Origin of the sequence: Xanthomonas phaseoli pv. dieffenbachiae, assembly GCF_008639345.1 — a bacterium.
GTDB lineage: Bacteria > Pseudomonadota > Gammaproteobacteria > Xanthomonadales > Xanthomonadaceae > Xanthomonas > Xanthomonas phaseoli.
On the sequence record NZ_CP041380.1, the window covers coordinates 3,180,584 to 3,204,036 of the forward strand.

Sequence of the window (23,453 nt, forward strand, 5' to 3'; positions counted from 1 at the left end):
GTTTGATCGGCAGCACTTCGCCTTGCCGCCGCACGCCTCGCCTTCACGCGTAACGATGCACGGGCAGGTGCGCAGCCTCCGATCCCTCGTTCTTGTTTGGTCGCGGCTTCCAGTTCGCTGTTGTTCGATGCGGTCCTGAGCCGCATGCGCTGCATCAGCGCTGCCATGGCCGCACGCCCACTCGGCAGTGATTCGGCAACTGCGCACGACTGCATTCATCTCTCAACCTGGAGCCGTCTTCCATGAACTCGCACCGTTCGCTCGCCCTTTGCCTGCTCGCCGCCCTGAGCCTGACCGCCGCCACCGCGCAGGCGGCAGTGCATGGCATGGGCCTGAAGCCTTCGTCGTTGATGCAGCCTGTCACTCCGCTGTTCGGTACCGAGAGCGTGAGCACACCGCTGCCTGCCAGTGTCGACCTGACTGCATGGGCGATCACGCCGGGCGACCAAGGGCAGGTCGATGCCTGCGCGTCATGGGCGACCGCTCATACACTGACCGGTTGGTATGCCAATGCCAACAAACAGGCCCAGACGCGCTTTGCCCCGATGTACCTGTACAGCCAGGTCAACGGCGGCGTGGATGAAGGCTCCACCCTGGAAGCGCCGCTGCAGATCGCGCTTGCGCAGGGCATCGACACCGAGCAGCACTATTCGTGGGGCAACTACGACTGGAAACACCAACCCACTGCCGCCGACAAGGCCAACGCTGCAAAGAACCCGACGCCGTATCGCCACTACACCGTGCTGTATTCGGGCAGGGGGAATGGGGGAAGCGCCCTGATCCAACAGATCAAGCTCGCCCTTGCCTCTTCCACGCCGGTGGCGATCGGCTTCTACGTGCGCCAGGGCTTTGAAGACCTGACAGCCAAGAATCAGGTCGATTACGACATCACAACGCCGATCCTGGGCGGGCATGCGGTCATCGCGCTGGGCTACGACAGCGAAGGACTGATCGTGGAAAACAGCTGGGGCACCGCATGGGGCAACAAGGGCTTCGGCAAACTGTCCTGGTCGGTGGTCGCCAAGGATGTGATCGTCGCGGACGTGGCGTACTAGCACAGCACGAACATCATCACCCCTTCCAGTGCAGCTTCATAGAGCTGCGAGGGATGGCGGGCGAACTGGTTCAGCACGGCCACGCGCCGCACGCTGATCGACGCAGGCGCGGCATGTGCTCTGGCGCATGCCGTCGCCTTGAACGCACAGCTGCCACCGGCGCCGGCCCACCGCGACAACTGCCTGCAGCGACTCAACCGATCGGCAGGCGCAACACCGCACGCGCACCGCCACCGTGGCGATTGCCCAGCATCACGTCCCCGCCATGCAGGCGCGCAACCTCGCGCACGAACGGCAAGCCAAGCCCGGAGCTGCGCTGGCCGGTCTGCGGACGTGCCAACGAATAGAACCGCTCGAAGACGCGCTCGAGCGCGTAATCGGGCACGCCGCTGCCACGGTCTTCGACCACCAACTCCCAGCGCCCATCGCGCAGCCGCGCATGCAGGCGCACATGGCTGTCTTGCTTCGAAAACGCGATGGCGTTTTCGAGCAGATTGATCAGTGCCTGTCTCAGCAGAAAACCATCGCCCAGTACGTCGTGATCGCCTGACGCCCCGGCCCCTGCATCCACTTGCACGGTGACGCCAGCGGCCGCCGCGCGCAGCGCCACCGCGTCCGCCGCAGCCTGCAGCAGCCCATCGATACCGATGCGCTCGCGCTTCTGCAGCCAGCCGTGCTGCTCCACCTCGGCCAGGGCCAGCAGCTTGTCGATGGTTTCGGTGAGCCGGTGTTCCTGCGCGCGGATCGTGGCAACGAAGTGCTGGCGGTCGGCCTCCGGCAGTGGCTCGGTCAACAGCTCCGAAGCACCGCGAATGGCCGCCAGCGGGCTTTTCATCTCGTGCGTCAGCGACTGCACGTACTGCTCCACGTACGCCTTGCCTTCCAGCTTGCGGCGCATGCTCTCCAGCGCGTGGCCCAGATCGCCGATTTCATCGCCACGCGGTTTGGGCGGCGGTACCGGGATGCCGGCGCTCACCGCCTGCGCATAGCGATTGAGCCGGCCGATGCCGCGCATCAACCACCAGGTCATCAAGATGCCGATCAACGCGGAAATGCCGATCAACCAGGCGCCGCGCTGCAGGATGTTGCGCTGGCTGGCTTCGATAAACGGGTCGATGCTGCGATTGGGCTGCGCCAGGGTCAGCACGCCGATCAGTTTGCCGCGGTCGTCCGGTGCATAGATCGGCGCGGCCACATGCATCACCGTGGCGGTAGGGTCGCCATCGATCTCCGGGCTGGAACGCGCGCCGTATTCGCCGCGCAAGGTGCGGTAGACATCGTTCCAGCGCGAGTTGTCGCGGCCCACGTCGCGGCCCAGCGAATCGAACATCACCACGCCGCGCGCATCGGTGACGGTCACGCGGTAATCCACCGTGCTCTTGCGAAAGCGCCATACCCATGCCTTGGGATCGCGCTGCTGCGCCCTGGCCACGTTGCGCGCGAAACTGCCATCGGCAAGCGTGCCGGCGGCCAGTTCGCTGCTGGCGATTTCCGCCAGCACATTGGCCGCATCCACCAGCGTGGATTCCATTGCCTGGCGCACGCCCGGCTTGACCTCGTTGACGAACACCCGCATCACGAAGAACGCGGCCAGGCCCACGATCAGGAAGAAACCCAGAAACAGCTTGAGACCGAGCCGCATGTCAGCGCGCAGCCTCGCTCAGGTCGCCACGTGCGTGCCGGCGCATGCCTACACTTCCAACGCGTAGCCAAGGCCACGGTGGGTGCGGATCGGGTCGACCGGCACGCCGGCCAGGCGCAGCTTGCCGCGCAGCGTCTTGATGTGGGTGTCGACGGTGCGGTCGGCACTGTCGGCGCTGGCATCCCAGCCACGGTCCATCAGTTGCGCACGGCTCAGGATCGCACCGGGGCGCTGCAGCAACGCAGCCAGCAGCGCGTATTCGTAGCGCGTCAGCGGCAGCAGGGTCTGGCCGTAGCGGATGCGGCTGCCCTCGCGGTCGATCGCAAACGCGCCGTGCGGTTGCCAGCCCGATTCGGCCGCCGCGCCGGCATGGCGTCGGCGCAGGCGCGCACGCACGCGCGCCACCAACTCGCGCGGCGAGAACGGCTTGGCCATGTAATCGTCGGCGCCCAGCTCCAGGCCGAGCACGCGGTCGATCTCGTCGTTGCGCGCGGTCAGGAAGATCACCGGCACCTCGCTGAAACTGCGCAAGGTGCGGCACACCTCGAACCCGTTGATGTCCGGCAGGCCCACGTCGAGGATCACCACATCGGCCGGATCGGCGCGCAGGCGCGTCAGCGCATCGCGGCCCAGCAGGCAATGCTCGGGCGCATAGCCCTCGCTGCGCAGCGCGTAGAGCACGGTATCGGCAATGGCGGCTTCGTCTTCGACGACGAGCACACGGGCAGCAGACTCGGACATGCCGCGCAGCATACCGGCATGCGGGCACGGCCTACAGGTGGAGGCGGTCCACGCAGGGCGTGGCAGGACAGGACGCATACCCCATGCTGCTTGCGGCATCGCGCAGCCTCTGGAGGTCGCCACCGTGCGCTTGCACCGCGTCGGCCGCAATGGGCGGCAACAAATCGCGCCGCAGCCTCTACACTGCCGCGATGAACTATCGCCACGCCTTCCATGCCGGCAACCATGCCGACGTGCTCAAGCACATCGCCCTGCTTGCCCTGATCGACACCCTCAAGCGCAAGGACACTCCGTTCTTCGTGCTCGACACGCACGCCGGGCGCGGCCGCTACCAACTCGGGGGTGAAGAGAGCCGCAAGACCAACGAGGCCGATGCCGGCGTGATGCGGCTGATGGCAGAGGCCAGCTTGCCCGAGGTGGTCGAGCGCTATCTGCGCGCGGTGCAGGCCGACAACCAATCCGTTGCCCGCCCGGCCATGCCCGGCCAGAAGCCCACCCGCCCGACCGCCGGCATCCAGCTCAATTACTACCCCGGTTCGCCGCTGCTGGCTGCGCAAGCACTGCGCGAGCAGGACCGCATGGCCTTCTGCGAACTGCAGCCCGACGAAGCCGAGGCGCTCAAGTCCCTGTTCGCCAGGGACAGCAGGGTACGCGTGCACGCCGGCGACGGCTATGCGGCGATCCGCGCCTTCCTGCCGCCGCGCGCTGGCGACACCAAGATCGGCCGCGGGCTGGTGCTGATCGACCCGCCCTACGAAGCGCAGGACGCCGAATACCCGCAGATCATCCACTGCGTGCGCGAGGCGCTGGCGCGCTGGCCGCAGGCGATCTGCATGGTGTGGTACCCGATCAAGCTGCGCCGCAGCCTGCAGCCGTTCATGCGCAAGGCCGCCGCGCTGCCGGCCAAGTCGGTGCTGGTCGCCGAGCTGCAGGTGCGCCCGGACGACTCGCCGCTGCGCCTGACCGGCAGCGGGCTATTGATCGTCAACGCGCCCTGGCAGTTCGACCAGCTGCTGGCGCCGGCGTTGCCGGTGCTCAAGCAGCATCTCGGCGAGCCCGGCGCCTCGACCCGGCTGGAGTGGCTGCGCCAGGACGGCTGAGCCGGCAGGCGCGGGCGCCTGCCCATCGCGGTGGGTATGCAGGCGTTGTCGTTGCACCGCTGCAATGGCCCGCACCATGCGCGCCGCGTGTAATGCCTGCTGCGCCGCCCGCAGATCGCGTGCATGCTGCCGGGCACCGGGATGTGCGTTGCCATGGGCTTGCTGTCCTCGGCGACACAGCAGCTGCCGCGAACACCTCAGCGCAGCGCAGACGAGCGGTTGCTGCACCGGATACACCTATCCCAGGAAGGCCAGGCCGGGTGACAACCGCCTTCCGGCGGCTCCGTTGCTTTCACTCGGCTGCCACAGTGCGCGCCCCATCACGCTCACGACCGGCTCACGGCTCCGCTCGTTACAGTTGTGTGAGAAGCACTGCCACCTCCTGTCGGCCCCCGGCGGCACACCGGATTCATTCACGGTTGCGCGCCGGGCTGGTGCCAGAATCTTCCGATCTTTAAGGAACACCGGTCATGGCCATTCGCAATCGCATGCCTCCCTGGCATGAAAACTTCAGCCTGCCCAATGGCCGCACTCTTCTGCTTCGCCCGATCCGTCCCGAGGATGGTCCGCCGCTGCAGGGAGCTTTCAGCCTGTTGGGACCGGAGGAAATTCGCGCGCGCTTTGTGCGCTCCTCCACCGAAATCACCCCGGAGATGGTGCAACGCCTGACTCATCCCAACCCCAAGAGCGAGATCGTGCTGGTTGCCGCCGAGCAATTGCCGCCCGGCGAAGCACTGGTGGGTGCGGTCGCGCGCGCCGCGTTGGTACCGGGCACACGCCAGGCCGAATACACCATCCTGGTCAGCAGCTTCGTCGCCGGCCAGGGGCTGGGGCGGCAGCTGATGCGCAAGCTGGTCAAGTGGGCACGGCGCAAATACCTGGACTGCCTGTTCGGCGATGTGCTGCAAAGCAATGTGCCGATGCTGCAGTTGGCAGAATCGCTGGGCTTCAAGCCGCAGGCGCACCCGGAATCGCCTGAACTGGTGCGGATGGTGTTGGAGCTGGATGCTTGAGTTGCCGGGATTCGGGATTCGGGATGCGGGATTTGGGATTCGTCAAAGCAGATCGCGGCTGCTTTGCGTGATCGGGGCTTGGGGCTTGCTTCATCACGGAGAGACCCCATTGCGCGGCGGCCTGATGTTCCTCGACGGTAAGCTGCAAGCCCCCGAAAGGATCGGCACGCTGGCTGACACCGAAGGCCACCTACGGGTCCTTCCCCTCGCCGCGTGCAGGATCCTGGGGTGGCATGGATGCCACGCTTCATCCGCGCACGCCGCTCCCCGGAGGGAGACAGCCCGACGTTTCGCCACAGAGAGCTCACAACCGTCGAGAGTGTTGCCGTGATGACGGGAGCGCTGTGTCTGGCTCATACCCAGGCGCCATGTAAAACCGACTGCTGTGATGTCCTCGCCGCGTGCGGAACCTGCGGCGGCATGGATGCCGCCACCGAGCCTGCAGGGACGGATTCATGGCGTGTCCCGCAAGCGGTGAGGGCACCGCGCACTCGAGCGAGTGGGTCTTTGCCTCGCGAGCGTGCGCATGACTTGCACCCGCGTACCCAATGCCATGACCCGCCGTGCACATCCGGTCAGGTAGCCCACCGCCAGCTTTCACGCCGGATGGACCGGGCACTGCGGGGGCTCTGATAAAATCGCCGGCTGATGCCGTCGCCTACCTTCCCCTCCCCGCCGCTGCCCAAGTCCGGCCAGCTCCGCGCCTACTGGCGCGCCCCGTCCTCTCCGACTGCGCTGGCGTGGTCGATTGCGCGGGCAGCCGAAGCGCATGCCGGCCCCCTGCTGGTGATCGCCCGCGATAACCAGAGCGCGCATCAGATCGAAGCCGATCTGCATGCCTTGCTCGGCGAACATGCGGCGCTGCCGGTGGTGCCATTCCCCGATTGGGAAACCCTGCCCTACGACCAGTTCAGCCCGCACCCGGAAATCATCAGCCAGCGGCTGGCCGCCCTGCACCGCCTGCCCGGGCTGACCCGCGGCGTGGTGATCGTGCCGGTGCAGACCTTGCTGCAGCAGTTGGCGCCGCTGAGCTACATCGTCGGCGGCAGCTTCGATCTCACCGTTGGCCAGCGCCTGGATCTGGATGCGGAAAAGCGCCGCCTGGAAAGCGCCGGCTACCGCAACGTGCCGCAGGTGATGGACCCGGGCGATTTCGCGGTCCGCGGCGGCCTGCTGGACGTGTTTCCGATGGGCGCGGACACGCCATTGCGCGTCGAATTGCTGGATGAGGACATCGATTCGATCCGCGTGTTCGACCCGGAATCGCAGCGCTCGCTGGACAAGGTGGACGCGGTCAAGATGCTGCCGGGCCGCGAAGTGCCGATGGACGATGCCAGCGTGGAGCGCGTGCTGGCCTGCCTGCGCGAACGCTTCGACGTGGATACCCGGCGCAGCGCGCTGTACCAGGACCTGAAATCCGGGCTGGCGCCATCGGGCATCGAGTATTACCTGCCGATGTTCTTCGCCAAGACCGCAACGCTATTCGATTACCTGGACAAGCGCGTGCTGCCGGTGATTGCCACCGGCGTGTCCAATGCCGCCGACGCATTCTGGACGCAGGCGCAGAACCGCTACGAACAGCGCCGACACGATGTGGAACGCCCGCTGCTGCCGCCGGACGACCTGTACCAATCGCCGGATGCGCTGCGCGAGCGGCTCAACAAGCTGGCGCGTATCGAAGTGTGGGCCGGCGACCATGCGCGCATCGATGAAGCCGCCCCGCTCGGCGACCAACCGTTGCCGCCGCTGCCGGTGGCCGCAAAAGACGCGCCGGCCGGTCAGGCGCTGGCGACGTTCCTGAGCCATTATCCGGGCCGCGTGCTGGTTGCTGCAGATTCGGCCGGCCGCCGCGAAGCCTTGATGGAAGTGCTGGCCGCCGCGCAGTTGAAGCCGGAGCTGGTCGCCGATGTGCCGGCGTTCCTGGCGGGCACGCTGCGTTTTGGCATCACCGTGGCGCCGCTGGAAGACGGCTTTGCGCTGGATCAGCCGCAGGTTGCGCTGCTGACCGAACGCCAGCTGTTCCCGGAACGGGCCAACCAGCCGCGCCGCGCGCGCCGGGTCGGACGCGAGCCGGAAGCGATCATCCGCGATCTGGGCGAGCTGTCCGAAGGCGCGCCGATCGTGCACGAGGATCACGGCGTGGGCCGCTACCGCGGCCTGATCGTGCTCGATGCCGGTGGCATGCCTGGCGAATTCCTGGAAATCGAATACGCCAAGGGCGACCGGCTGTATGTGCCGGTGGCGCAGCTGCACCTGATCAGCCGCTACTCCGGCGCCTCGGCGGAAACCGCACCGCTGCATTCGCTGGGCGGCGAGCAATGGACCAAGGCCAAGCGCAAGGCCGCCGAAAAGGTCCGCGACGTCGCCGCCGAACTGCTGGAGATCCAGGCGCGACGACGCGCACGCGCCGGCCTGGCCTTGCAGGTGGACCGCGCGATGTACGAGCCGTTCGCGGCTGGATTTCCGTTCGAGGAAACTGGCGACCAGTTGGCCGCCATCGATGCGACGCTGCGCGATCTGGGCAGCAGCCAACCGATGGACCGCGTGGTCTGCGGCGACGTGGGCTTCGGCAAGACCGAAGTCGCGGTACGTGCGGCATTCGCCGCCGCCAGCGCCGGCAAGCAGGTCGCCGTGCTGGTACCGACCACATTGCTGGCCGAACAGCACTACCGCAATTTCCGCGACCGCTTCGCCGATTACCCGATGAAGGTGGAAGTGCTGTCGCGCTTCAAGAGCACCAAGGAAATCAAGGCAGAACTGGAAAAGGTCGCCAGCGGCGAGATCGACGTCATCATCGGCACGCACCGCTTGTTGCAGCCGGATGTGAAGTTCAAGGATCTCGGCCTGGTCGTGGTCGACGAAGAACAGCGCTTCGGCGTGCGGCAGAAAGAAGCGCTCAAGGCGATGCGAGCCAACGTGCACCTGCTCACGCTCACCGCCACGCCCATCCCGCGCACGCTCAACATGGCCATGGCCGGCCTGCGCGACCTGTCGATCATCGCCACCCCGCCGCCGAACCGCCTGGCGGTGCAGACCTTCATCACCGCGTGGGACAACACGCTGCTGCGCGAGGCCTTCCAGCGCGAACTCAGTCGCGGTGGTCAGCTGTATTTCCTGCATAACGACGTGGAAAGCATCGTGCGCATGCAGCGCGATCTGTCCGAACTGGTGCCGGAAGCGCGCATCGGTATCGCGCATGGACAGATGCCCGAGCGCGAGCTGGAACGGGTGATGCTGGATTTCCAGAAGCAGCGCTTCAACGTGTTGCTGTCGACCACGATCATCGAATCGGGCATCGACATTCCCAATGCCAACACCATCATCATCAACCGCGCCGACCGCTTCGGCCTGGCGCAGTTGCATCAGTTGCGCGGCCGCGTGGGTCGCTCGCATCACCGCGCCTATGCGTACCTGGTGGTGCCGGATCGCCGCTCGATGACTTCCGATGCAGAAAAGCGCCTGGAAGCGATTGCCTCGATGGACGAGCTCGGTGCCGGCTTCACCCTGGCCACGCACGACCTGGAAATCCGCGGCGCCGGTGAGTTGCTCGGCGAAGACCAAAGCGGCCAGATGGCCGAGGTCGGCTTCAGCCTGTATACCGAACTGCTCGAGCGCGCGGTGCGCAGCATCCGCCAGGGCAAGCTGCCCGACCTGGATGCCGGCGAGGAAGTGCGCGGCGCCGACGTCGAACTGCACGTGGCCTCGCTGATTCCCGAGGATTATCTGCCCGACGTGCATACGCGGCTGACCTTGTACAAGCGCATTTCCAGCGCCCGCGATGCCGATGCGCTGCGCGAACTGCAGGTGGAGATGATCGACCGCTTCGGCCTGCTGCCGGACCCGGTCAAGCACCTGTTCGCCATTGCCGAGCTCAAGCTGCAGGCCAATGCGCTGGGCGTGCGCAAGCTGGATCTGGGCGAAAACGGTGGGCGGCTGGTGTTCGAGGCCAAGCCGGCGATCGACCCGATGACCATCATCCAGATGATCCAGAAACAGCCGAAGATCTACACGATGGATGGCCCGGACAAATTGCGCATCAAGCTGCCGATGCCCGAAGGCGCCGACCGCTTCAATGCGGCACGCGGCCTGTTGGCGGCGTTGTCGCCGGGCTGAAGCACTGCGGCGCGGGCAAGCGACGACCGCACCCAGCTCGACCATCACGCGTGACGAGCGACCAGGCCGGCGAACAAGCCCCGGCCTGGTCGCATTCGCCCGTCAGCTAACGCGCCGCGCATCCTGTGTGGATGAACCGCCTGCCGGTGCTTTACGGGCGCGAGCAGGCCGGGCTCCGCCCGCCACGCCGTGCCGAAACTGTGGCGAACTGTCCAACAGGACAGACCCGGATAGTCCCCCTGAGCCTGCTTGCGACAAAGCTGAGCAATTAATCCACAGGCGGTGACGGATTTCGCAAATCCGTCATCGCACTGAATTTTGCCTAAATATTTCCAAAAGGCGCCGATACCTGCATAGACCGGCATGGTCCGTGTGCAGCGCTGCTCACACCCGTCCAGGCCGTCGCGACCTTCCCAGGCCATGGCACGCACCCGTGCGCCATCGCACCGCTTGAGGCACCGATGAACACGCCACTGTCCGATCTACCCGCGCCGCTGACCCTTGCCCTGGAGGGCGAGATGACCATTCGTCGCGCGGCCGAGCTCAAGCCGTTGCTGCAGCCGGCCTTGCTGCATCCGGGTGGACTGCATCTGGACCTGGCCGCCGTCAGCGAGATCGATACCACCGGCCTGCAATTGTTGCTGGCCACCAAGCAGGCGATCCAGGCCGATGGCCGGCCGTTTTCGCTGACCGATTCCAGCCGTGCGGTGGTCGATGTCATCGAGCTGCTTGGCCTGCTCGAGGCCCTGTACCCGCATGCGGTGGCAGGCTTGGGCGAACGAATTCACTAACGGACTGGTGACGCGCGCATGGACATGAACCAGCTGATGCAGACCTTCTTGGCCGAGAGCCGGGACCTGCTCGAAGACATGGAACGGCATCTGCTCGAAGCCGAGCGCGGCGAACCGTCGCCGGATGCGGTCAATGCCATCTTCCGCGCCGCGCACACCATCAAGGGCTCCGGCGGCCTGTTCGACCTGCCGCAGCTGGTCGGCTTCACCCATGTGGTGGAAAGCGTGCTGGATCTGGTCCGCGACGAAGCGCTGAGCTTGAGTTCGGAACTGATCGGGCTGCTGCTGGTGTGCTGCGACCATATCCATGCCTTGGTGGAAACCGCCGCAGACCCGAGCCACGCCGACCCGGTCGCGCTGGCCGCCGAAGCCGAGCCGCTGCTGGCGCAACTGCAGACGTATCTGCAACGCAGCGGCAGCGGCGTCACCGCGGCCGCCGCTGCGCAAGGCGCACCGGAAAAGCAGAGCGGTTACTGGCGCATCACCCTGAAACTGTTTGCCGACGCACTGCGCTTCGGCAATTCGCCGCTCAAGCTGATTCGCAACCTGCGCAGCCTGGGCTCGGTCGAATCGATCAACACCGACATCAGCCAGCTGCCGGCATTCGACGACCTCGATCCGGAAGCCAATTACCTGGGCTTCCAGATCCTGCTACGCAGCGATGCCGACCGCGCCGCCATCGAGGAGGTGTTCGAATTCGTCCGCGAAGATTGCGACCTGGAAATCGTGTCGGTTCCGGCGCCATCCGATGCCGCTGAATTGCTGGCCGCCGAAACAGCAGCCAGCCCGGCGCCGAACAAGCCGCTTGCTGCAGTCCCCAGCGCCGCTCCGGCCCCAGGCCGTGCCGCGCCCGACGCTGCCGCGCGCAGCGCCGACGCACGTTCCATCCGCGTGGATGCCGACAAGCTCGATCGCATGATCGATCTGGTCGGCGAACTCATCATCGCCGTGTCCAGCACCAGTGCCAATGCGCAACGCACCGGCGATGCGCAATTGCTGGAATCGGCCTCGATCCTGGCCGGCCTGGTCGAAGACGTGCGCGAAAGCGCGTTGCAGCTGCGCATGGTCAAGATCGGCGGCACCTTCAGCCGCTTCCAGCGCGTGGTGCACGACGTGGCCCGCGAACTGGGCAAGGACATCGCGCTGGTGGTGGCCGGCGAAGACACCGAACTGGACAAGTCGGTGGTGGAAAAGATCGGCGACCCGCTCACCCATCTGGTGCGCAATGCGATGGACCACGGCATCGAGCCGGCAGACGTGCGCGTGGCGCGCGGCAAGCCCGCACGCGGCACCGTCGGGCTCAACGCATATCACGACTCCGGCAGCATCGTCATCCAGATCACCGACGACGGTGGCGGCTTGAACCGCGACCGCATCCTGGCCAAGGCGCTCGAACGTGGCCTGATCGAACCAGGCCGCCAACTCAGCGACCGCGACGTCTTCGCGATGATCTTCGAACCGGGGTTTTCCACGGCGGAAAAGGTCACCAATCTGTCCGGGCGCGGCGTGGGAATGGACGTGGTCAAGCGCAACATCACCGCACTGCGCGGCACGGTCGAGATCGACAGCGCCGCCGGCATGGGCACCACCATCTCGGTGCGCCTGCCGCTGACGCTGGCCATCATCAACGGCTTCCAGGTCGGCGTGGGCAAATCGGTCTTCGTGGTGCCGCTGGATGTGGTCGAAGAGTGCGTGGAGTTCACCCCCGACTACGCCAGCGACTACATCGACCTGCGCGGCAGCGTGTTGCCGTACGTGCGCCTGCGCGAACTGTTCGCGCTGGGCGGCAAGACGCCGGCACGCGAAAGCATCGTGGTGATCCGCCAGGGCGCGCAGCGCTTCGGCCTGGTGGTGGACACCCTGCTCGGCGAATGGCAGACGGTGATCAAGCCGCTGTCCAAGGTGTTCGCGCAGGTCAAAGGCATCAGCGGCTCGAGCATTCTGGGAAGCGGCGATGTCGCACTGATTCTGGATGTGCCCAGCCTGATTCAGCAGTTGCATCCCAACCAGGACGCGTTGGCGGCCTGAACGCCCGCGCCATCTCCGGTCCGAACCGTCGTTTGTCGTTACCTGACTCCAGGAAGCTACCGTCATGTCACACCGTCTCCCGATCGCCAAGCAGTTGTGGTTCACCGCCGCGCTTGCAATCGCCCTGCCCGTTGTCGTGGTTGTCGCCGGCGTGGCGCTGACGCTCTCGCACGCGGTCTTGCTGGGCACCAGCATCGTTGCAGCATTGATCAGCGGCGCCTTGCTGGCCTGGGCAATCCGTATCGCCAGCGCGTCGCTGGAGATGGCCACCACCACGCTGGACGCGTTCTCGCGCGGTAACTTCGACGTGGCGCTGCCGCAAGTGCGCGACGACCAGGCCAGCGATGTCCTGCGCGGGCTGCGCAAGGTGCAGAGCGGCATCCGCCACGTCAACGAGGAAATCGATCGCGTTTGCCGCGAACACGACGCCGGCGAGATCGACGCGCGCATCGATGTGGCGCGCTGCGACGGCGATTTCCGCACCATGGGCGATGGCATCAACCGCCTGGTGGCCAGCCATATCGCGGTGAAAAAGCAGGCGATGGCATGCGTGGCCGAGTTCGGCCGCGGCAATTTTTCCGCCGAACTCGAGCGCCTGCCGGGCAAGAAGGCCTTCATCAACGAGGTGGTGGACCAGATCCGCGGCAACCTCATCGGCATGGTCGCCGAGGTCAATCGCATGTCCGCCGAACACGATGCCGGCGATATCGACGTGGTCATCGATACCCAGCGCTTCACCGGCGATTTCCGTCGCATGGCCGAAAGCATCAACGCGATGGTGGCCAGCCATATCGCGGTCAAGAAGCAAGCCATTGCCTGCGTGGGCGAATTCGGCCGCGGCAACTTCACCGCACAGCTGCCGTTGCTGCCGGGCAAGAAGCGCTTCATCAACGACACCATCGAACAGGTGCGCGGCAACCTCACCGGCCTGATCGCCGAGATCAACCACATGTCGGCCGAACATGAAGCCGGCGACATCGACGTGGTCATCGACAGCACCCGCTTCGACGGCGACTTTCGCAGCATGGCGCTGGGCATCAACCAGATGGTGGGCGCGCACATCGCGGTCAAGAAACTGGCGATGGGCGTGGTGGCCGAATTCGGCCGTGGCAACTTCGATGCGCCGCTGGCGCAGCTGCCGGGCAAGAAGGCCTTCATCAACGACACCGTGGAGCGCGCGCGCGGCAACCTGCGCAGTATTTCCGAAGTGATCCAGGTCATGGGCGCGATGGCCGAAGGCGACCTCACCCACACCGTGGAAGGCCGCTACGAAGGCGCCTTCGCCGACATGCAGCGCTACGTCAACACCACCATGAGCCGGCTGACCGAGATCGTCGATGAGGTCAACCGCAACGCCGAAAACCTGGCCAGTGCGTCGGAAGAAGTCAGCGCCACCGCGCAGGCGCTTGCGCAGGCCGCCAGCGAACAGGCGGCCGGCGTGGAAGAAACCAGCGCCTCGCTGGAGCAGATGACCGCCTCCATCGCGCAGAACACCGAGAACGCGCGTGTCACCGACAGCATGGCGGCCAAGGCGGCCAGCGAAGCGGCCGACGGTGGCGACACCGTGCGCGCCACCGTGGTGGCAATGAAGGACATCGCCAAGAAGATCGGCATCATCGACGACATCGCGTATCAGACCAATCTGCTGGCGCTCAATGCCGCCATCGAAGCCGCGCGCGCCGGCGAACACGGCAAGGGCTTTGCGGTGGTCGCCGCCGAAGTGCGCAAGCTGGCCGAGCGCAGCCAGATCGCTGCGCAGGAAATCGGCGAAGTGGCTGGCTCCAGCGTGGAACTGGCCGAAAGCGCCGGCCGCGTGCTCGGCGAGATGGTACCTTCGATCCGCCGCACCTCCGACCTGGTGCAGGAAATCGCCGCCGCGTCCGAAGAACAGACCGCCGGTGTCAGCCAGATCAATACCGCCGTGGGCCAGTTGAACCAGACCACCCAATCGGCCGCCGCCAATGCCGAAGAACTGGCCGCCACCTCGGAAGAAATGAGCGCGCAGGCCGAACAGCTGCAGCAGCTGATGGGCTTCTTCCGGCTGGGCAATGGCAGCCGCGGCGCCGCGTCGGGCAGCAGCAGGCAGGGGCCGCGCAGGATCGCAGCGCATGCGCCTGCCACGGTGAGCAGCGCGCAGCCGCGACGCACCAACGTGCGCCAGCTCAGTGCGGTGGCCGCCACCGCCGATGCGATCGACGAATCGCAATTCGCCAGCTTCTGAGGAGCCGACGATGCACGCGCTTCCTGCAACCGACCACCAGGTGCCGTCCGCGACGGCACCGCAGCAATACCTGACCTTTCTGCTGGGCCGGGAGATGTTCGGCCTGGGCATCCTGGGCATCAAGGAAATCATCGAATACCGCGTGCCGACCGATGTGCCGATGATGCCGCCGGCGCTGCGCGGGGTGATCAACCTGCGCGGTGCGGTGGTGCCGGTGGTGGATCTGCAGCAACGCTTCGGCCGCAACGCCAGCGCGATCACCAAGCGCAGCTGCATCGTGATCGTGGAGATCGCGCATGGTGAGCTGCATCAGGTGCTCGGGCTGTTGGTGGATGCGGTCAGCGAAGTGCTGGAAATCGCGCCGGCCGACATCGTCGACACGCCCAGCTTCGGCGCCGGCATCGCGCGCGATTTCATCCACGCCATGGGCAAGATCGGCGAGCGCTTTGTGATCCTGCTCGATGCCGACGCCGTGCTGGGCCACGACACGCTCGCCCAGCTGCCGGCCGCCGAGCTGGCGGCCTGACCTCACGCATGCACTCAAGGACTCCCATGCGCCCCGCTCTTCTCTCCTGCAACTGCACGCTGGCCGGCCCGGTCCTGGTCGTGGACGACAGCGTGGTCCAGCGCGAACACGCCATGGCGCTGTGTCGCCAGCTCGGCGCAAGCGTGGTCGACGGTGCCGTCGACGGAAACTCGGCCCTGGAGTGGCTGACGCGCGCCCAGGCGCCATCGTTGTTGCTGGTGGACCTGGAAATGCCGGGCATGGACGGGGTGCAGTTGCTCGACGCCCTGGCGCGCGGCAAATACAGCGTGCCGGTGGTGGTGGTATCGCAACGCGGCGGTGCCTTGATCGATGCGGTGATGCAACTCAGCCGCAGTGCCGGCGTGCGCGTGCTCGGCGGCATCGAAAAGCCGATGAACCTGCAAGATCTGGCCACCGTGCTGGATTGCGAACCGGAACCGGCCGCCGACGCACCGGCGTTTGCGCCGGTGGCGATTTCGCCGCTGATGTCCAGCGGTGGCGCCGCCGCCTCGCGGCTGGACCGTGCCATGCGGCGCGGCGAGATCCGCGTGGCCTACCAACCCAAGCTCGGTCTGAAGGACGGCCGCCTGCGGGGCGTGGAAGCGCTCGCGCGCTGGCGCCGCCCGCAAGGCGACATGATCGGCCCGGACCGGTTCATTCCGCTGGCCGAACGCGAAGGCTTGATCCACGCGTTGACGCAGCAGGTCATCGACAAGGCCATCGCGCAATTGGTGGACTGGCGCGCCGAAGGCCTCGACCTGAGCCTGGCCTTGAACCTGTCGCCTCGGCTGTTGGGCGAAGACCACTTTCTCGAAGAACTGTGCGCCAAGCTGGGCGAGAACGGCTTGAGCCCGGCCGACCTGGTGCTGGAGCTCACCGAAAGCGCCATCGTCGAGCCGGCCAATGCGCTGAGCATGCTGGCGCGTTTGCGCCTGCACGGGTTCGGCCTGTCCATCGACGACTACGGCACCGGCTTCTCCTCGCTGCAGCGTCTGGCCAGCATCCCCTTTACCGAACTCAAGCTCGATCGCAGCTTCGTGCATGCGGCGCATCGCAGCCGCAGCCAGCGCACCGTGCTCGAATCCACGCTGGAACTGGCGCATCGGCTCGAACTCACCGCCGTGGCGGAAGGCGTGGAAACGCCCGACGACTGGCGGCTGTTGCGCGAACTTGGCTGCGACCTGGCCCAAGGCTATCTGATGGCCTCGCCGATGCCCGGGCCGATGCTGTCGGAGTGGTGGCGCGAACACGCCGGGCGCATCGCGCGCCTGAGCGACAGCACGTTCCACAGCGATGCGGACGTGGCCTGAGCCGATGAGCACCGCGACCGCCATCACCGAACAGGAGTTCGGCCGTTTCCAGCGCTTCATCTTCGAAGCGGCCGGCATCACCATTTCCTCCGGCAAGAAGGCGATGCTGTGCGGCCGCCTGGGCAAGCGCCTGCGCGAACATCAGTTCAGCAGCTACACGCAGTATCTGCAGCTGTTGGAAAGCCGGCAGGACCGCCGGGAAATCCAGACTGCGATCGACCTGCTCACCACCAACGAAACCTACTTCTTTCGCGAGCCCAAGCATTTCGAGCTGCTGCGCAAGCTGGCCGGCGAACACCGTGGCGGGCTGCCGTTCCGCTGCTGGAGCGCTGCCAGTTCCAGCGGCGAAGAAGCCTACAGCATGGCGATGGTGCTGGACGACACCTTGCAGGGCCGCCCGTTCGAAGTGGTGGGCAGCGACATCAGCACCCGCGTCCTGGCCAAGGCACGCACCGGCCATTACGCGCTGCAACGTATCGACGGGATCCCGCAGGCCTATCTCAAACGCTACTGCCTGCGTGGCCAGGGCGAGTACGACGGCACCTTGCTGGTGGAGCGGCGGCTGCGCGAACGCGTGCAGTTCGTGCACGCCAATCTCAATGCCGCGTTGCCGGCGCTGGGCAGCTTCGATGCGATCTTCCTGCGCAATGTCATGATCTATTTCAATGGTCAGACCAAGCGCGAAGTGATCCTGCGCGTGCTGTCCAACCTCAAGTCGGGCGGGCACTTCTGCATCGGCCATTCGGAAAGCCTGTGCGAACTCGACATCGATCTGGTCCAGGTGGCACCCTCGATTTTCCGCAAGGCATGACCCAAGGATTTACCGTGTCCACAGCGCTCCATCGCCCGGCCACCAACCCCACGACCATCAAGGCCATGGTGGTCGACGATTCGGCAGTGGTGCGCCAGGTGCTGGTGGGCGTGCTCAACGATGCGCCGGGCATCGACGTCATCGCCACTGCTGCCGACCCGCTGCTGGCGATCGAAAAAATGCGCCAGCACTGGCCGGATGTCATCGTGCTGGACGTGGAAATGCCGCGCATGGACGGCATCACCTTTCTGCGCAAGATCATGAGCGAACGGCCCACGCCGGTGGTGATCTGCTCCACGCTCACCGAAAAAGGCGCGCGCGTCACCATGGATGCGCTGGCCGCCGGCGCGGTGGCGGTGGTGACCAAACCCCGCCTGGGTCTGAAGCAATTTCTCACCGACTCTGCCGACGAACTGGTGGCGACCGTGCGCAGCGCCGCGCGCGCCAACGTCAAACGGCTGGCCGCGCGCGTGACTGCCGCGCCGCTGGAAGCGGAGGTCAAGCACACTGCCGATGTCATCCTGCCGGCGCAAAGCGGGCGTGCGCTGGCGCAGACCACCGAACGCATCGTCGCCATCGGCACCTCCACCGGCGGCACCCAGGCCCTGGAAGAAGTGCTCACGGCGCTGCCGCGCGTCTGCCCGGGCATCGTGATCGTGCAGCACATGCCGGAGAAATTCACCGCCGCCTTCGCCGCCCGTCTGAACGGCCTGTGCCAGATCGCGGTCAAGGAAGCCGCCAACAACGACCGCGTGATGCCGGGCCGTGCATTGATCGCACCCGGCGGCAAACATCTGCTGCTGCGTCGCAGTGGCGCGCAGTATTTCGTCGAAGTACTGGAAGGCCCACCGGTCAACCGGCATCGCCCGTCGGTCGATGTGCTGTTCCGCTCGGCCGCGCGCGCGGCCGGCAGCAATGCGCTGGGCATCATCATGACCGGCATGGGCGACGACGGCGCCGCCGGCCTGCTGGAAATGCGCCAGGCCGGCGCACGCACGGTGGCGCAGGACGAACACACCAGCATCGTGTTCGGCATGCCCAAGGAAGCGATCAAGCGCGGCGGCGCAGACCGTATCCTCCCGCTGGGCGCGATGGCACGCGAGATCGTGACGCAGCTGCAATAACGCGACCGACGTTCACGCCGCGCGCCAAATAAATCCGACAGAACCGGCGCGTCTACCCCCTCTTACGCGTCTTCCGCGCAACACACCCGCTGCACCTGCTCACAGAGCCTGTGCATCTGCTGGACACAGCCATTGCCTCTGCTCCAATGCAGCCATTGCCCCTGCTCCAATGCAGCCATCGCGTCTGCTCCAAAGCAGCCACTGCCTCTTCGCCGCACCGACGCGCGCATTCTCCCCTCCATGAAAAACCGCCACCCGTCCTTCTCCCGCTGGCGGGAGATCTACCCTTCTCCCGCCGGCGGGAGAAGGTGCCCGAAGGGCGGATGAGGGCAGCACGCCAAGCAGCCAGCTACAACTGCGACTCCAGCGGCAACCAGCCCATCACCGCGGCTGCACCGCGTCGCCACACGCTCGCGGCCGGCTCGCGCGACCACACCTCGGGCGGCTGCGCGGCATCGTCGTGCCAACGCAGTTCGCCCTGCTCCAGGGTCACGCGGTAACTCACCGGCGCACTGACCTTGTGGTTGTAGAGCCGCTCCAGTTCTGCGGTGACCACGCGGTCATTGAACAGCAGGCCCATTTCGGTATTGAGGTTCATCGAGCGCGGGTCCAGATTGAACGAGCCGATGAAACCGCTGCTGTCGTCCACGACAAATGCCTTGGTATGCAGGCTCGCACCGCTGGAACCGAACAGGCTGCCGTCCGGCTTGCCCATCGGCTTGAGCTCATGCAGGCGCACACCCTGCTGCAGGAGCGGCACCCGATAGCCGGCGTAGCCGCTGTGCACTGCCACCACGTCGTTGGCGGCCAGCGAATTGGTCAGGATGCTCACGCGCACATTGCGCTGGCGCAGATTGCCGATCCAGCGCATGCCCTCCTCGCCCGGCACGAAATACGGCGAAATCACTTTCAGCTCGCGCCGGGCGTGCGCCATTTCGCCGATCAGCACCGGCGTCATCCAGTCGGCTTGTGGCGGCGCACCTTCGGCTTTTTCCGGCGGATCGGAAACGATGCGCGCCTGCGACACCCAGTGCACCGGGCGGTCGCCCTGCATCAGTTCGCGCACGCTTGGCGAGCGCTTGAGCCGCTCCACATACGGATGCGCGCGCGCCGATGCCATGCCCGCGTCCAGGCTGCCACGCAAGGCCTCCAGCGCCTGCGGCTTTGCGGTGACCAGCGCAGACAGCGGTAAGGCATTGGGACTATTCCAGTACGCGTCGAATACCCGCTCGGCCTGGCCCACCGCCGGCCCCATCAGCGCCGCATCCATATCCATGAAATTGGTGTCGCGCGCCGCGTCGAAGTATTCGTCGCCAACGTTGCGCCCGCCCACCACTGCGATGCGGCCATCGGCAATCCAGGCCTTGTTGTGCATGCGGCGATTGATGCTGAACATGCGTAGCACCATCTCCACGCCGCGCATCAAGGTGCCTTCGCGCGCGCGCGTGGGGTTGAACAGGCGAATCTCGATCAACGGATGGCTATCCAGGGCAGCCAGTACCGAATCGCTGCCATGGATATTCATGTCGTCCAGCAGCAAGCGCACGCGTACCCCGCGATCGGCCGCGCGCAGCAATTCGTTATGCAGCAGGTTGCCGGTGAAATCGGCATGCCAGATGTAGTACTGCAGATCCAGGCTGCGCCCGGCCGCACGCGCGGTGAGCGCACATACCGCAAACGCATCGACGTTGTCCGGCAGGATCACCATGCCGGTCTGGTCGGCGTGCGCCTGTTGCAATGGCGCCACCACCTTGTCGATGGGCGTCGCCACCGCCGCGGCAGGCAGCACGTGACTGACCGGCCCGCGTTGGCGGTCGGCAAAGCGCCCGTAGCCGTAGAGCGATAACGCGCTGGCCAGCACCAGCACCAGCAGCGCAATGCCGAACCATTTGAAGAATTTCCGCTTCGTCACTGCCGATTCCGCGATTCGCAGCGCGGCAGTGTAGAGCCCACGCGGGCAGGCCGGTGTGCAGACGCTGCCACAAGCAACCTCGACAATTGCAGCAAAAACGGACGGGTGTCGTGGACACGAGGACACGAGGACTCGCAGCACCGCGTGCGGCACGGGGCCAACGCGGTGGTTTACGCGACATCAGCGGTGTGGCGCGCGAGTTGCCGAAGCACCAGTGCGCGCCCACGTCGCTTACCAGATGGTCACCCGCTGCTGGTCGCCACGCACCATCGCATCGCCGGGCTTGCACTGGAACGCCTGCGCAAACGCCGGCATGTTCGACGGTGCACCGTTGGCACGGAAATTCGCCGGTGCGTGCGGGTCGGTGTTCAGGCGCACGCGCAATTCGCCATCGGTGAAGTTGCGGCGCCAGACCGTGGCCCAGTTCATGAAGAACCGCTGGTCCTGCGAATAGCCGTCGATCTGCGTGTTGGCGGCCGGCTGCTCCTGCAACGCCATTTGCAAGGCATCGTACGCCACGGTCAAGCCGCCCAGATCGCCGATGTTCTCGCCCAGCGTCAGCTTGCCTTTGACGTGCACGCCCTTGATCGCTTCATAGCCATCGAACTGCGCCACCAGCTGGTCGGTGCGCTCGGTGAACAGCTTGCGGTCTGCATCGGTCCACCAGCTATCGAAGTTGCCCTTGGCATCGAACTGGCTGCCGGAATCGTCGTAGCCATGCATCATTTCGTGCCCGATCACCGCACCGATGCCCCCGTAGTTCAAGGCCGGATCGGCCTTGGGGTCGAAGAACGGCGGCTGCAGGATCGCGGCCGGAAACACGATCTCGTTGCGCGTGGCGTTGTAGTACGCATTCACCGTCTGCGGAGTCATGTGCCATTCGCGCTTGTCGACCGGCTTGCCGATCTTGTCCAGCATGTAGCGGTAGTTGAATGCCTGCGCGGCCTGCATGTTGGCAAGGAAGCCATCGCCACGCGTCTGGAGGCCCGACCAATCGCGCCACTGGTCCGGGTAACCGATCTTTGGAGTGAAGCTGGCCCATTTTTCCAATGCGCGCTGTTTGGTGTCCGCGCTCATCCAATCGAGCTTTTCCAGCCGCGCCTTGAGCGCCGCCGACAGGTTCTGCACCAGTTGCTGCATCTGCTCCTTCGATTCGGCCGGGAATGCAGATTGCACGTACAGCTGGCCCAGGGCCTCGCCCATCGCCTCGTTGACCGCGTTCAAGGTGCGCTTCCAGCGCGGCAGCATGTCCTGCTGCCCGCGCAGGGTCTTGGCGTAGAAATCGAAATTGGCCTGCTCGAACGGCTTGGCCAGATACGGCGCCGCTTCGTCCACCGTATGGAAGCGCAAGTACGCCTTCCAGGTATCGACCGGCGTATCGGCCAGCATCGCATCGAGCTCGGCGAAATAGCCCGGCTGGCTCAGCGAGAAGGTGCCGGCCGGCACCTTGAGCGTGGCGAAGAACGCCTTCCAGTCGAAGTGCGGCGTGATGGCGTTGGCGCCGGCCACATCGACCGGGTTGTAGCGCTTGGCCGGGTCGCGCAGTTCGATACGCGACAACGACGCATTGGCCAGGCGCGTCTCGAACGCCATCACCGCCTTGGCCTGTGCGGCCGCCTGCGGTGCCGGGAGACCCGACAGCTCCAGCATCCGCGCGATGTAGGCCACGTACTGCTCGCGGATCTTTGCCTGCGCCGGATCGGTGTAATAGCCCTCTTCGGGCAAGCCCAGACCGCCCTGCCCTGCGTAGGCGATCATCTGCTCGGAATTCTTGTAGTCGGCATTGGCACCGAACGAAAACACCAAGCCCTGACCTTGCGCATACCTGTCGCGCAACCAGGCGGCGATGGCCGGCGCATCGGTCAATGCATCGATGTCCTTCAGCTGCGGCTGCAGCGGCGTGATGCCGGCTTTGTCGATCGCCGCTTCATCCGAACCGGTCCGCCATAGGTCGGCGATCTTGGCATCCACCGACCCGGCCGACAGATTGCCGCGCGCCAGTTGCTCCACCAACGCGTGCTGGATGGTCAGCGAACGCTCGGCCAGCACTTCAAAGCTGCCCCAGCTGGTGCGATCGGAGGGCACTGGGTTGGCCTTGAGCCACTTGGCGTTGACGAACCCATTGAGGTCCTGACATGCAGCGATGCTCGGGTCCAGATCGCCGCTGCTGAACGCCACGATCGGTGCATCGAGCTTGGACACGTCCACCTTGGTCGGTACCGCCTGCGGCGCGGCAGGCGCCACCTTGGCAGCGTCGTCGGAGGCGCCGCACGCAGACAGCGCGACCACCATGGCAACCGCGAGCGACAGCGGGGCTAACTTGCGCAACTTCATTGAATTCTCCAGGGCATGACCGCGCAGGCGCGATCGAAAAAAGTCGACATCCGCTCGGCAAGCGCGGGCGAAGGACCGCGCAGCGCAGGCGCTTGTCTCTTCGTCCGTCGCTCGGCAACCGGCCAGACCACATCGGTGCAGCGGCACCGCCACATGAGGTCCGATGCCGTGCGGTATGAAAGTCCATTGCATCTGTACAGCACGTGCGCGTCCTTGATCGGCACGCGACGCGCCATTTCCACCCACCTGCACGCCGGCGCACCTTGCGCCATCGCATGCGCTCAACGCCGCGCGTAAAACGGCGCCATCAACAGATACAACGGATACGCCATCACCATCAGCACCAGGGCAACCTCGTGCCCCGACGTCGCATCGGCCCACGCTTCCATCTGTCGCGCCGGCCCAGCCACGCCAAACCCCAGCAACAGCACCCCCATCGCGCAGATCAGCAGCGCCAGCGCCAGCCCCGCGCCGGAGATGTCGCCAGCAGCCAGGGCAACAAAGGCCGCGCCCCCGGCCACCAGCATGCCGAGCGTCACCAGATACGCGCGGCAGTAAACGGCAGTCATCTGCCGGGTTTTGCGTTTGCCGGACATCGTGTTTCGCCTGCACCTCGGTGCGGAGCGCGCAGCGCACCGTCGTACCGCTTCCATTCACCACCGCACGCATTCCATTCACCACCGCACGCAGCCTCCTTTGCAGCCGCGTGCACACAAGAACACGCGCTGCACG

17 protein-coding genes are annotated in these 23,453 nt (G+C 65.9%); 11 read left to right on the forward strand and 6 right to left on the reverse strand.

The window, feature by feature from the left end:
* Positions 1–242 precede the first annotated feature (242 nt).
* Positions 243–1,055 (forward strand): C1 family peptidase, encoded by an 813-nt coding sequence (locus FLG15_RS14385; RefSeq protein ID WP_057678374.1) that lies wholly within the window; start codon positions 243–245, stop codon positions 1,053–1,055.
* On the opposite strand, the gene FLG15_RS14390 is transcribed toward FLG15_RS14385, so the two are convergent.
* From FLG15_RS14390 to creB, 3 genes are read right to left on the reverse strand one after another with little or no spacing between them, the layout of a single operon-like run.
* Complete coding sequence (locus tag FLG15_RS14390) at positions 1,052–1,234, reverse strand: hypothetical protein (RefSeq protein WP_057678375.1); 183 nt, start codon at positions 1,232–1,234, stop codon at positions 1,052–1,054. The genes FLG15_RS14385 and FLG15_RS14390 overlap by 4 nt on opposite strands.
* Positions 1,235–1,248: 14 nt before the next feature.
* Complete coding sequence (gene creC, locus FLG15_RS14395) at positions 1,249–2,697, reverse strand: two-component system sensor histidine kinase CreC (RefSeq protein WP_057686973.1); 1,449 nt, start codon at positions 2,695–2,697, stop codon at positions 1,249–1,251.
* 48 nt (positions 2,698–2,745) lie between these two features.
* The gene (creB, locus tag FLG15_RS14400) at positions 2,746–3,450 is read right to left on the reverse strand and encodes a two-component system response regulator CreB (protein WP_170922399.1); all 705 of its coding nucleotides are present in this window, start codon (positions 3,448–3,450) and stop codon (positions 2,746–2,748) included.
* Between the two features lie 179 nt (positions 3,451–3,629).
* Between creB and FLG15_RS14405 the strand changes: the two genes are divergently transcribed.
* From FLG15_RS14405 to FLG15_RS14455, 10 genes are all read left to right on the forward strand, one after another.
* A complete protein-coding gene (locus FLG15_RS14405; RefSeq protein WP_150147697.1) occupies positions 3,630–4,538 on the forward strand; it encodes a 23S rRNA (adenine(2030)-N(6))-methyltransferase RlmJ in 909 nt (302 codons plus the stop codon).
* Between the two features lie 470 nt (positions 4,539–5,008).
* The gene (locus FLG15_RS14410) at positions 5,009–5,551 is read left to right on the forward strand and encodes a GNAT family N-acetyltransferase (RefSeq protein WP_003488532.1); all 543 of its coding nucleotides are present in this window, start codon (positions 5,009–5,011) and stop codon (positions 5,549–5,551) included.
* 648 nt (positions 5,552–6,199) lie between these two features.
* On the forward strand, positions 6,200–9,664 hold the full coding sequence (gene mfd, locus FLG15_RS14420; RefSeq protein WP_150146636.1) for a transcription-repair coupling factor: 3,465 nt from the start codon (positions 6,200–6,202) through the stop codon (positions 9,662–9,664).
* A gap of 461 nt (positions 9,665–10,125) precedes the next feature.
* Positions 10,126–10,455, forward strand: a complete 330-nt coding sequence (locus tag FLG15_RS14425; protein WP_003488096.1) for an STAS domain-containing protein — start codon at positions 10,126–10,128, stop codon at positions 10,453–10,455.
* An 18-nt stretch (positions 10,456–10,473) separates the two neighbouring features.
* Positions 10,474–12,483: a chemotaxis protein CheA gene (locus tag FLG15_RS14430; protein ID WP_057686972.1), complete on the forward strand. Its 2,010-nt coding sequence runs from the start codon at positions 10,474–10,476 to the stop codon at positions 12,481–12,483.
* Positions 12,484–12,547: 64 nt separating this feature from the next.
* Complete coding sequence (locus FLG15_RS14435; RefSeq protein ID WP_057686971.1) at positions 12,548–14,704, forward strand: methyl-accepting chemotaxis protein; 2,157 nt, start codon at positions 12,548–12,550, stop codon at positions 14,702–14,704.
* A gap of 10 nt (positions 14,705–14,714) precedes the next feature.
* Positions 14,715–15,230: a chemotaxis protein CheW gene (locus tag FLG15_RS14440; protein WP_057679891.1), complete on the forward strand. Its 516-nt coding sequence runs from the start codon at positions 14,715–14,717 to the stop codon at positions 15,228–15,230.
* Positions 15,231–15,256: 26 nt separating this feature from the next.
* Positions 15,257–16,540 (forward strand): EAL domain-containing response regulator, encoded by a 1,284-nt coding sequence (locus tag FLG15_RS14445; protein WP_057679890.1) that lies wholly within the window; start codon positions 15,257–15,259, stop codon positions 16,538–16,540.
* Between the two features lie 4 nt (positions 16,541–16,544).
* Positions 16,545–17,351, forward strand: a complete 807-nt coding sequence (locus FLG15_RS14450) for a CheR family methyltransferase (protein WP_057679889.1) — start codon at positions 16,545–16,547, stop codon at positions 17,349–17,351.
* Positions 17,348–18,475, forward strand: a complete 1,128-nt coding sequence (locus FLG15_RS14455) for a protein-glutamate methylesterase/protein-glutamine glutaminase (protein WP_057679888.1) — start codon at positions 17,348–17,350, stop codon at positions 18,473–18,475. Before FLG15_RS14450 ends, FLG15_RS14455 begins: the two co-directional genes overlap by 4 nt.
* Before the next feature lie 349 nt (positions 18,476–18,824).
* On the opposite strand, the gene FLG15_RS14460 is transcribed toward FLG15_RS14455, so the two are convergent.
* The 3 genes from FLG15_RS14460 to FLG15_RS14470 form a co-directional block, all read right to left on the reverse strand.
* Complete coding sequence (locus FLG15_RS14460; protein WP_057677945.1) at positions 18,825–20,387, reverse strand: phospholipase D family protein; 1,563 nt, start codon at positions 20,385–20,387, stop codon at positions 18,825–18,827.
* Positions 20,388–20,618: 231 nt separating this feature from the next.
* Complete coding sequence (locus FLG15_RS14465; protein WP_057677944.1) at positions 20,619–22,721, reverse strand: M13 family metallopeptidase; 2,103 nt, start codon at positions 22,719–22,721, stop codon at positions 20,619–20,621.
* Between the two features lie 281 nt (positions 22,722–23,002).
* A complete protein-coding gene (locus FLG15_RS14470) occupies positions 23,003–23,317 on the reverse strand; it encodes a hypothetical protein (protein ID WP_057677943.1) in 315 nt (104 codons plus the stop codon).
* Positions 23,318–23,453 lie beyond the last annotated feature (136 nt).

What these genes read in the sequence shown, in the direction of transcription:
- FLG15_RS14450 (WP_057679889.1), top strand. Translation starts at nt 16,545, where the DNA reads ATGAGCACCGCGACCGCCATCACCGAACAGGAGTTCGGCCGTTTCCAG.
- FLG15_RS14445 (WP_057679890.1), top strand. Translation starts at nt 15,257, where the DNA reads ATGCGCCCCGCTCTTCTCTCCTGCAACTGCACGCTGGCCGGCCCGGTC.
- FLG15_RS14440 (WP_057679891.1), top strand. Translation starts at nt 14,715, where the DNA reads ATGCACGCGCTTCCTGCAACCGACCACCAGGTGCCGTCCGCGACGGCA.
- creB (WP_170922399.1), bottom strand. Translation starts at nt 3,450, where the DNA reads ATGCTGCGCGGCATGTCCGAGTCTGCTGCCCGTGTGCTCGTCGTCGAA.
- FLG15_RS14465 (WP_057677944.1), bottom strand. Translation starts at nt 22,721, where the DNA reads ATGAAGTTGCGCAAGTTAGCCCCGCTGTCGCTCGCGGTTGCCATGGTG.
- mfd (WP_150146636.1), top strand. Translation starts at nt 6,200, where the DNA reads ATGCCGTCGCCTACCTTCCCCTCCCCGCCGCTGCCCAAGTCCGGCCAG.
- creC (WP_057686973.1), bottom strand. Translation starts at nt 2,697, where the DNA reads ATGCGGCTCGGTCTCAAGCTGTTTCTGGGTTTCTTCCTGATCGTGGGC.
- FLG15_RS14410 (WP_003488532.1), top strand. Translation starts at nt 5,009, where the DNA reads ATGGCCATTCGCAATCGCATGCCTCCCTGGCATGAAAACTTCAGCCTG.
- FLG15_RS14455 (WP_057679888.1), top strand. Translation starts at nt 17,348, where the DNA reads ATGACCCAAGGATTTACCGTGTCCACAGCGCTCCATCGCCCGGCCACC.
- FLG15_RS14470 (WP_057677943.1), bottom strand. Translation starts at nt 23,317, where the DNA reads ATGTCCGGCAAACGCAAAACCCGGCAGATGACTGCCGTTTACTGCCGC.
- FLG15_RS14435 (WP_057686971.1), top strand. Translation starts at nt 12,548, where the DNA reads ATGTCACACCGTCTCCCGATCGCCAAGCAGTTGTGGTTCACCGCCGCG.
- FLG15_RS14430 (WP_057686972.1), top strand. Translation starts at nt 10,474, where the DNA reads ATGGACATGAACCAGCTGATGCAGACCTTCTTGGCCGAGAGCCGGGAC.
- FLG15_RS14405 (WP_150147697.1), top strand. Translation starts at nt 3,630, where the DNA reads ATGAACTATCGCCACGCCTTCCATGCCGGCAACCATGCCGACGTGCTC.
- FLG15_RS14425 (WP_003488096.1), top strand. Translation starts at nt 10,126, where the DNA reads ATGAACACGCCACTGTCCGATCTACCCGCGCCGCTGACCCTTGCCCTG.
- FLG15_RS14385 (WP_057678374.1), top strand. Translation starts at nt 243, where the DNA reads ATGAACTCGCACCGTTCGCTCGCCCTTTGCCTGCTCGCCGCCCTGAGC.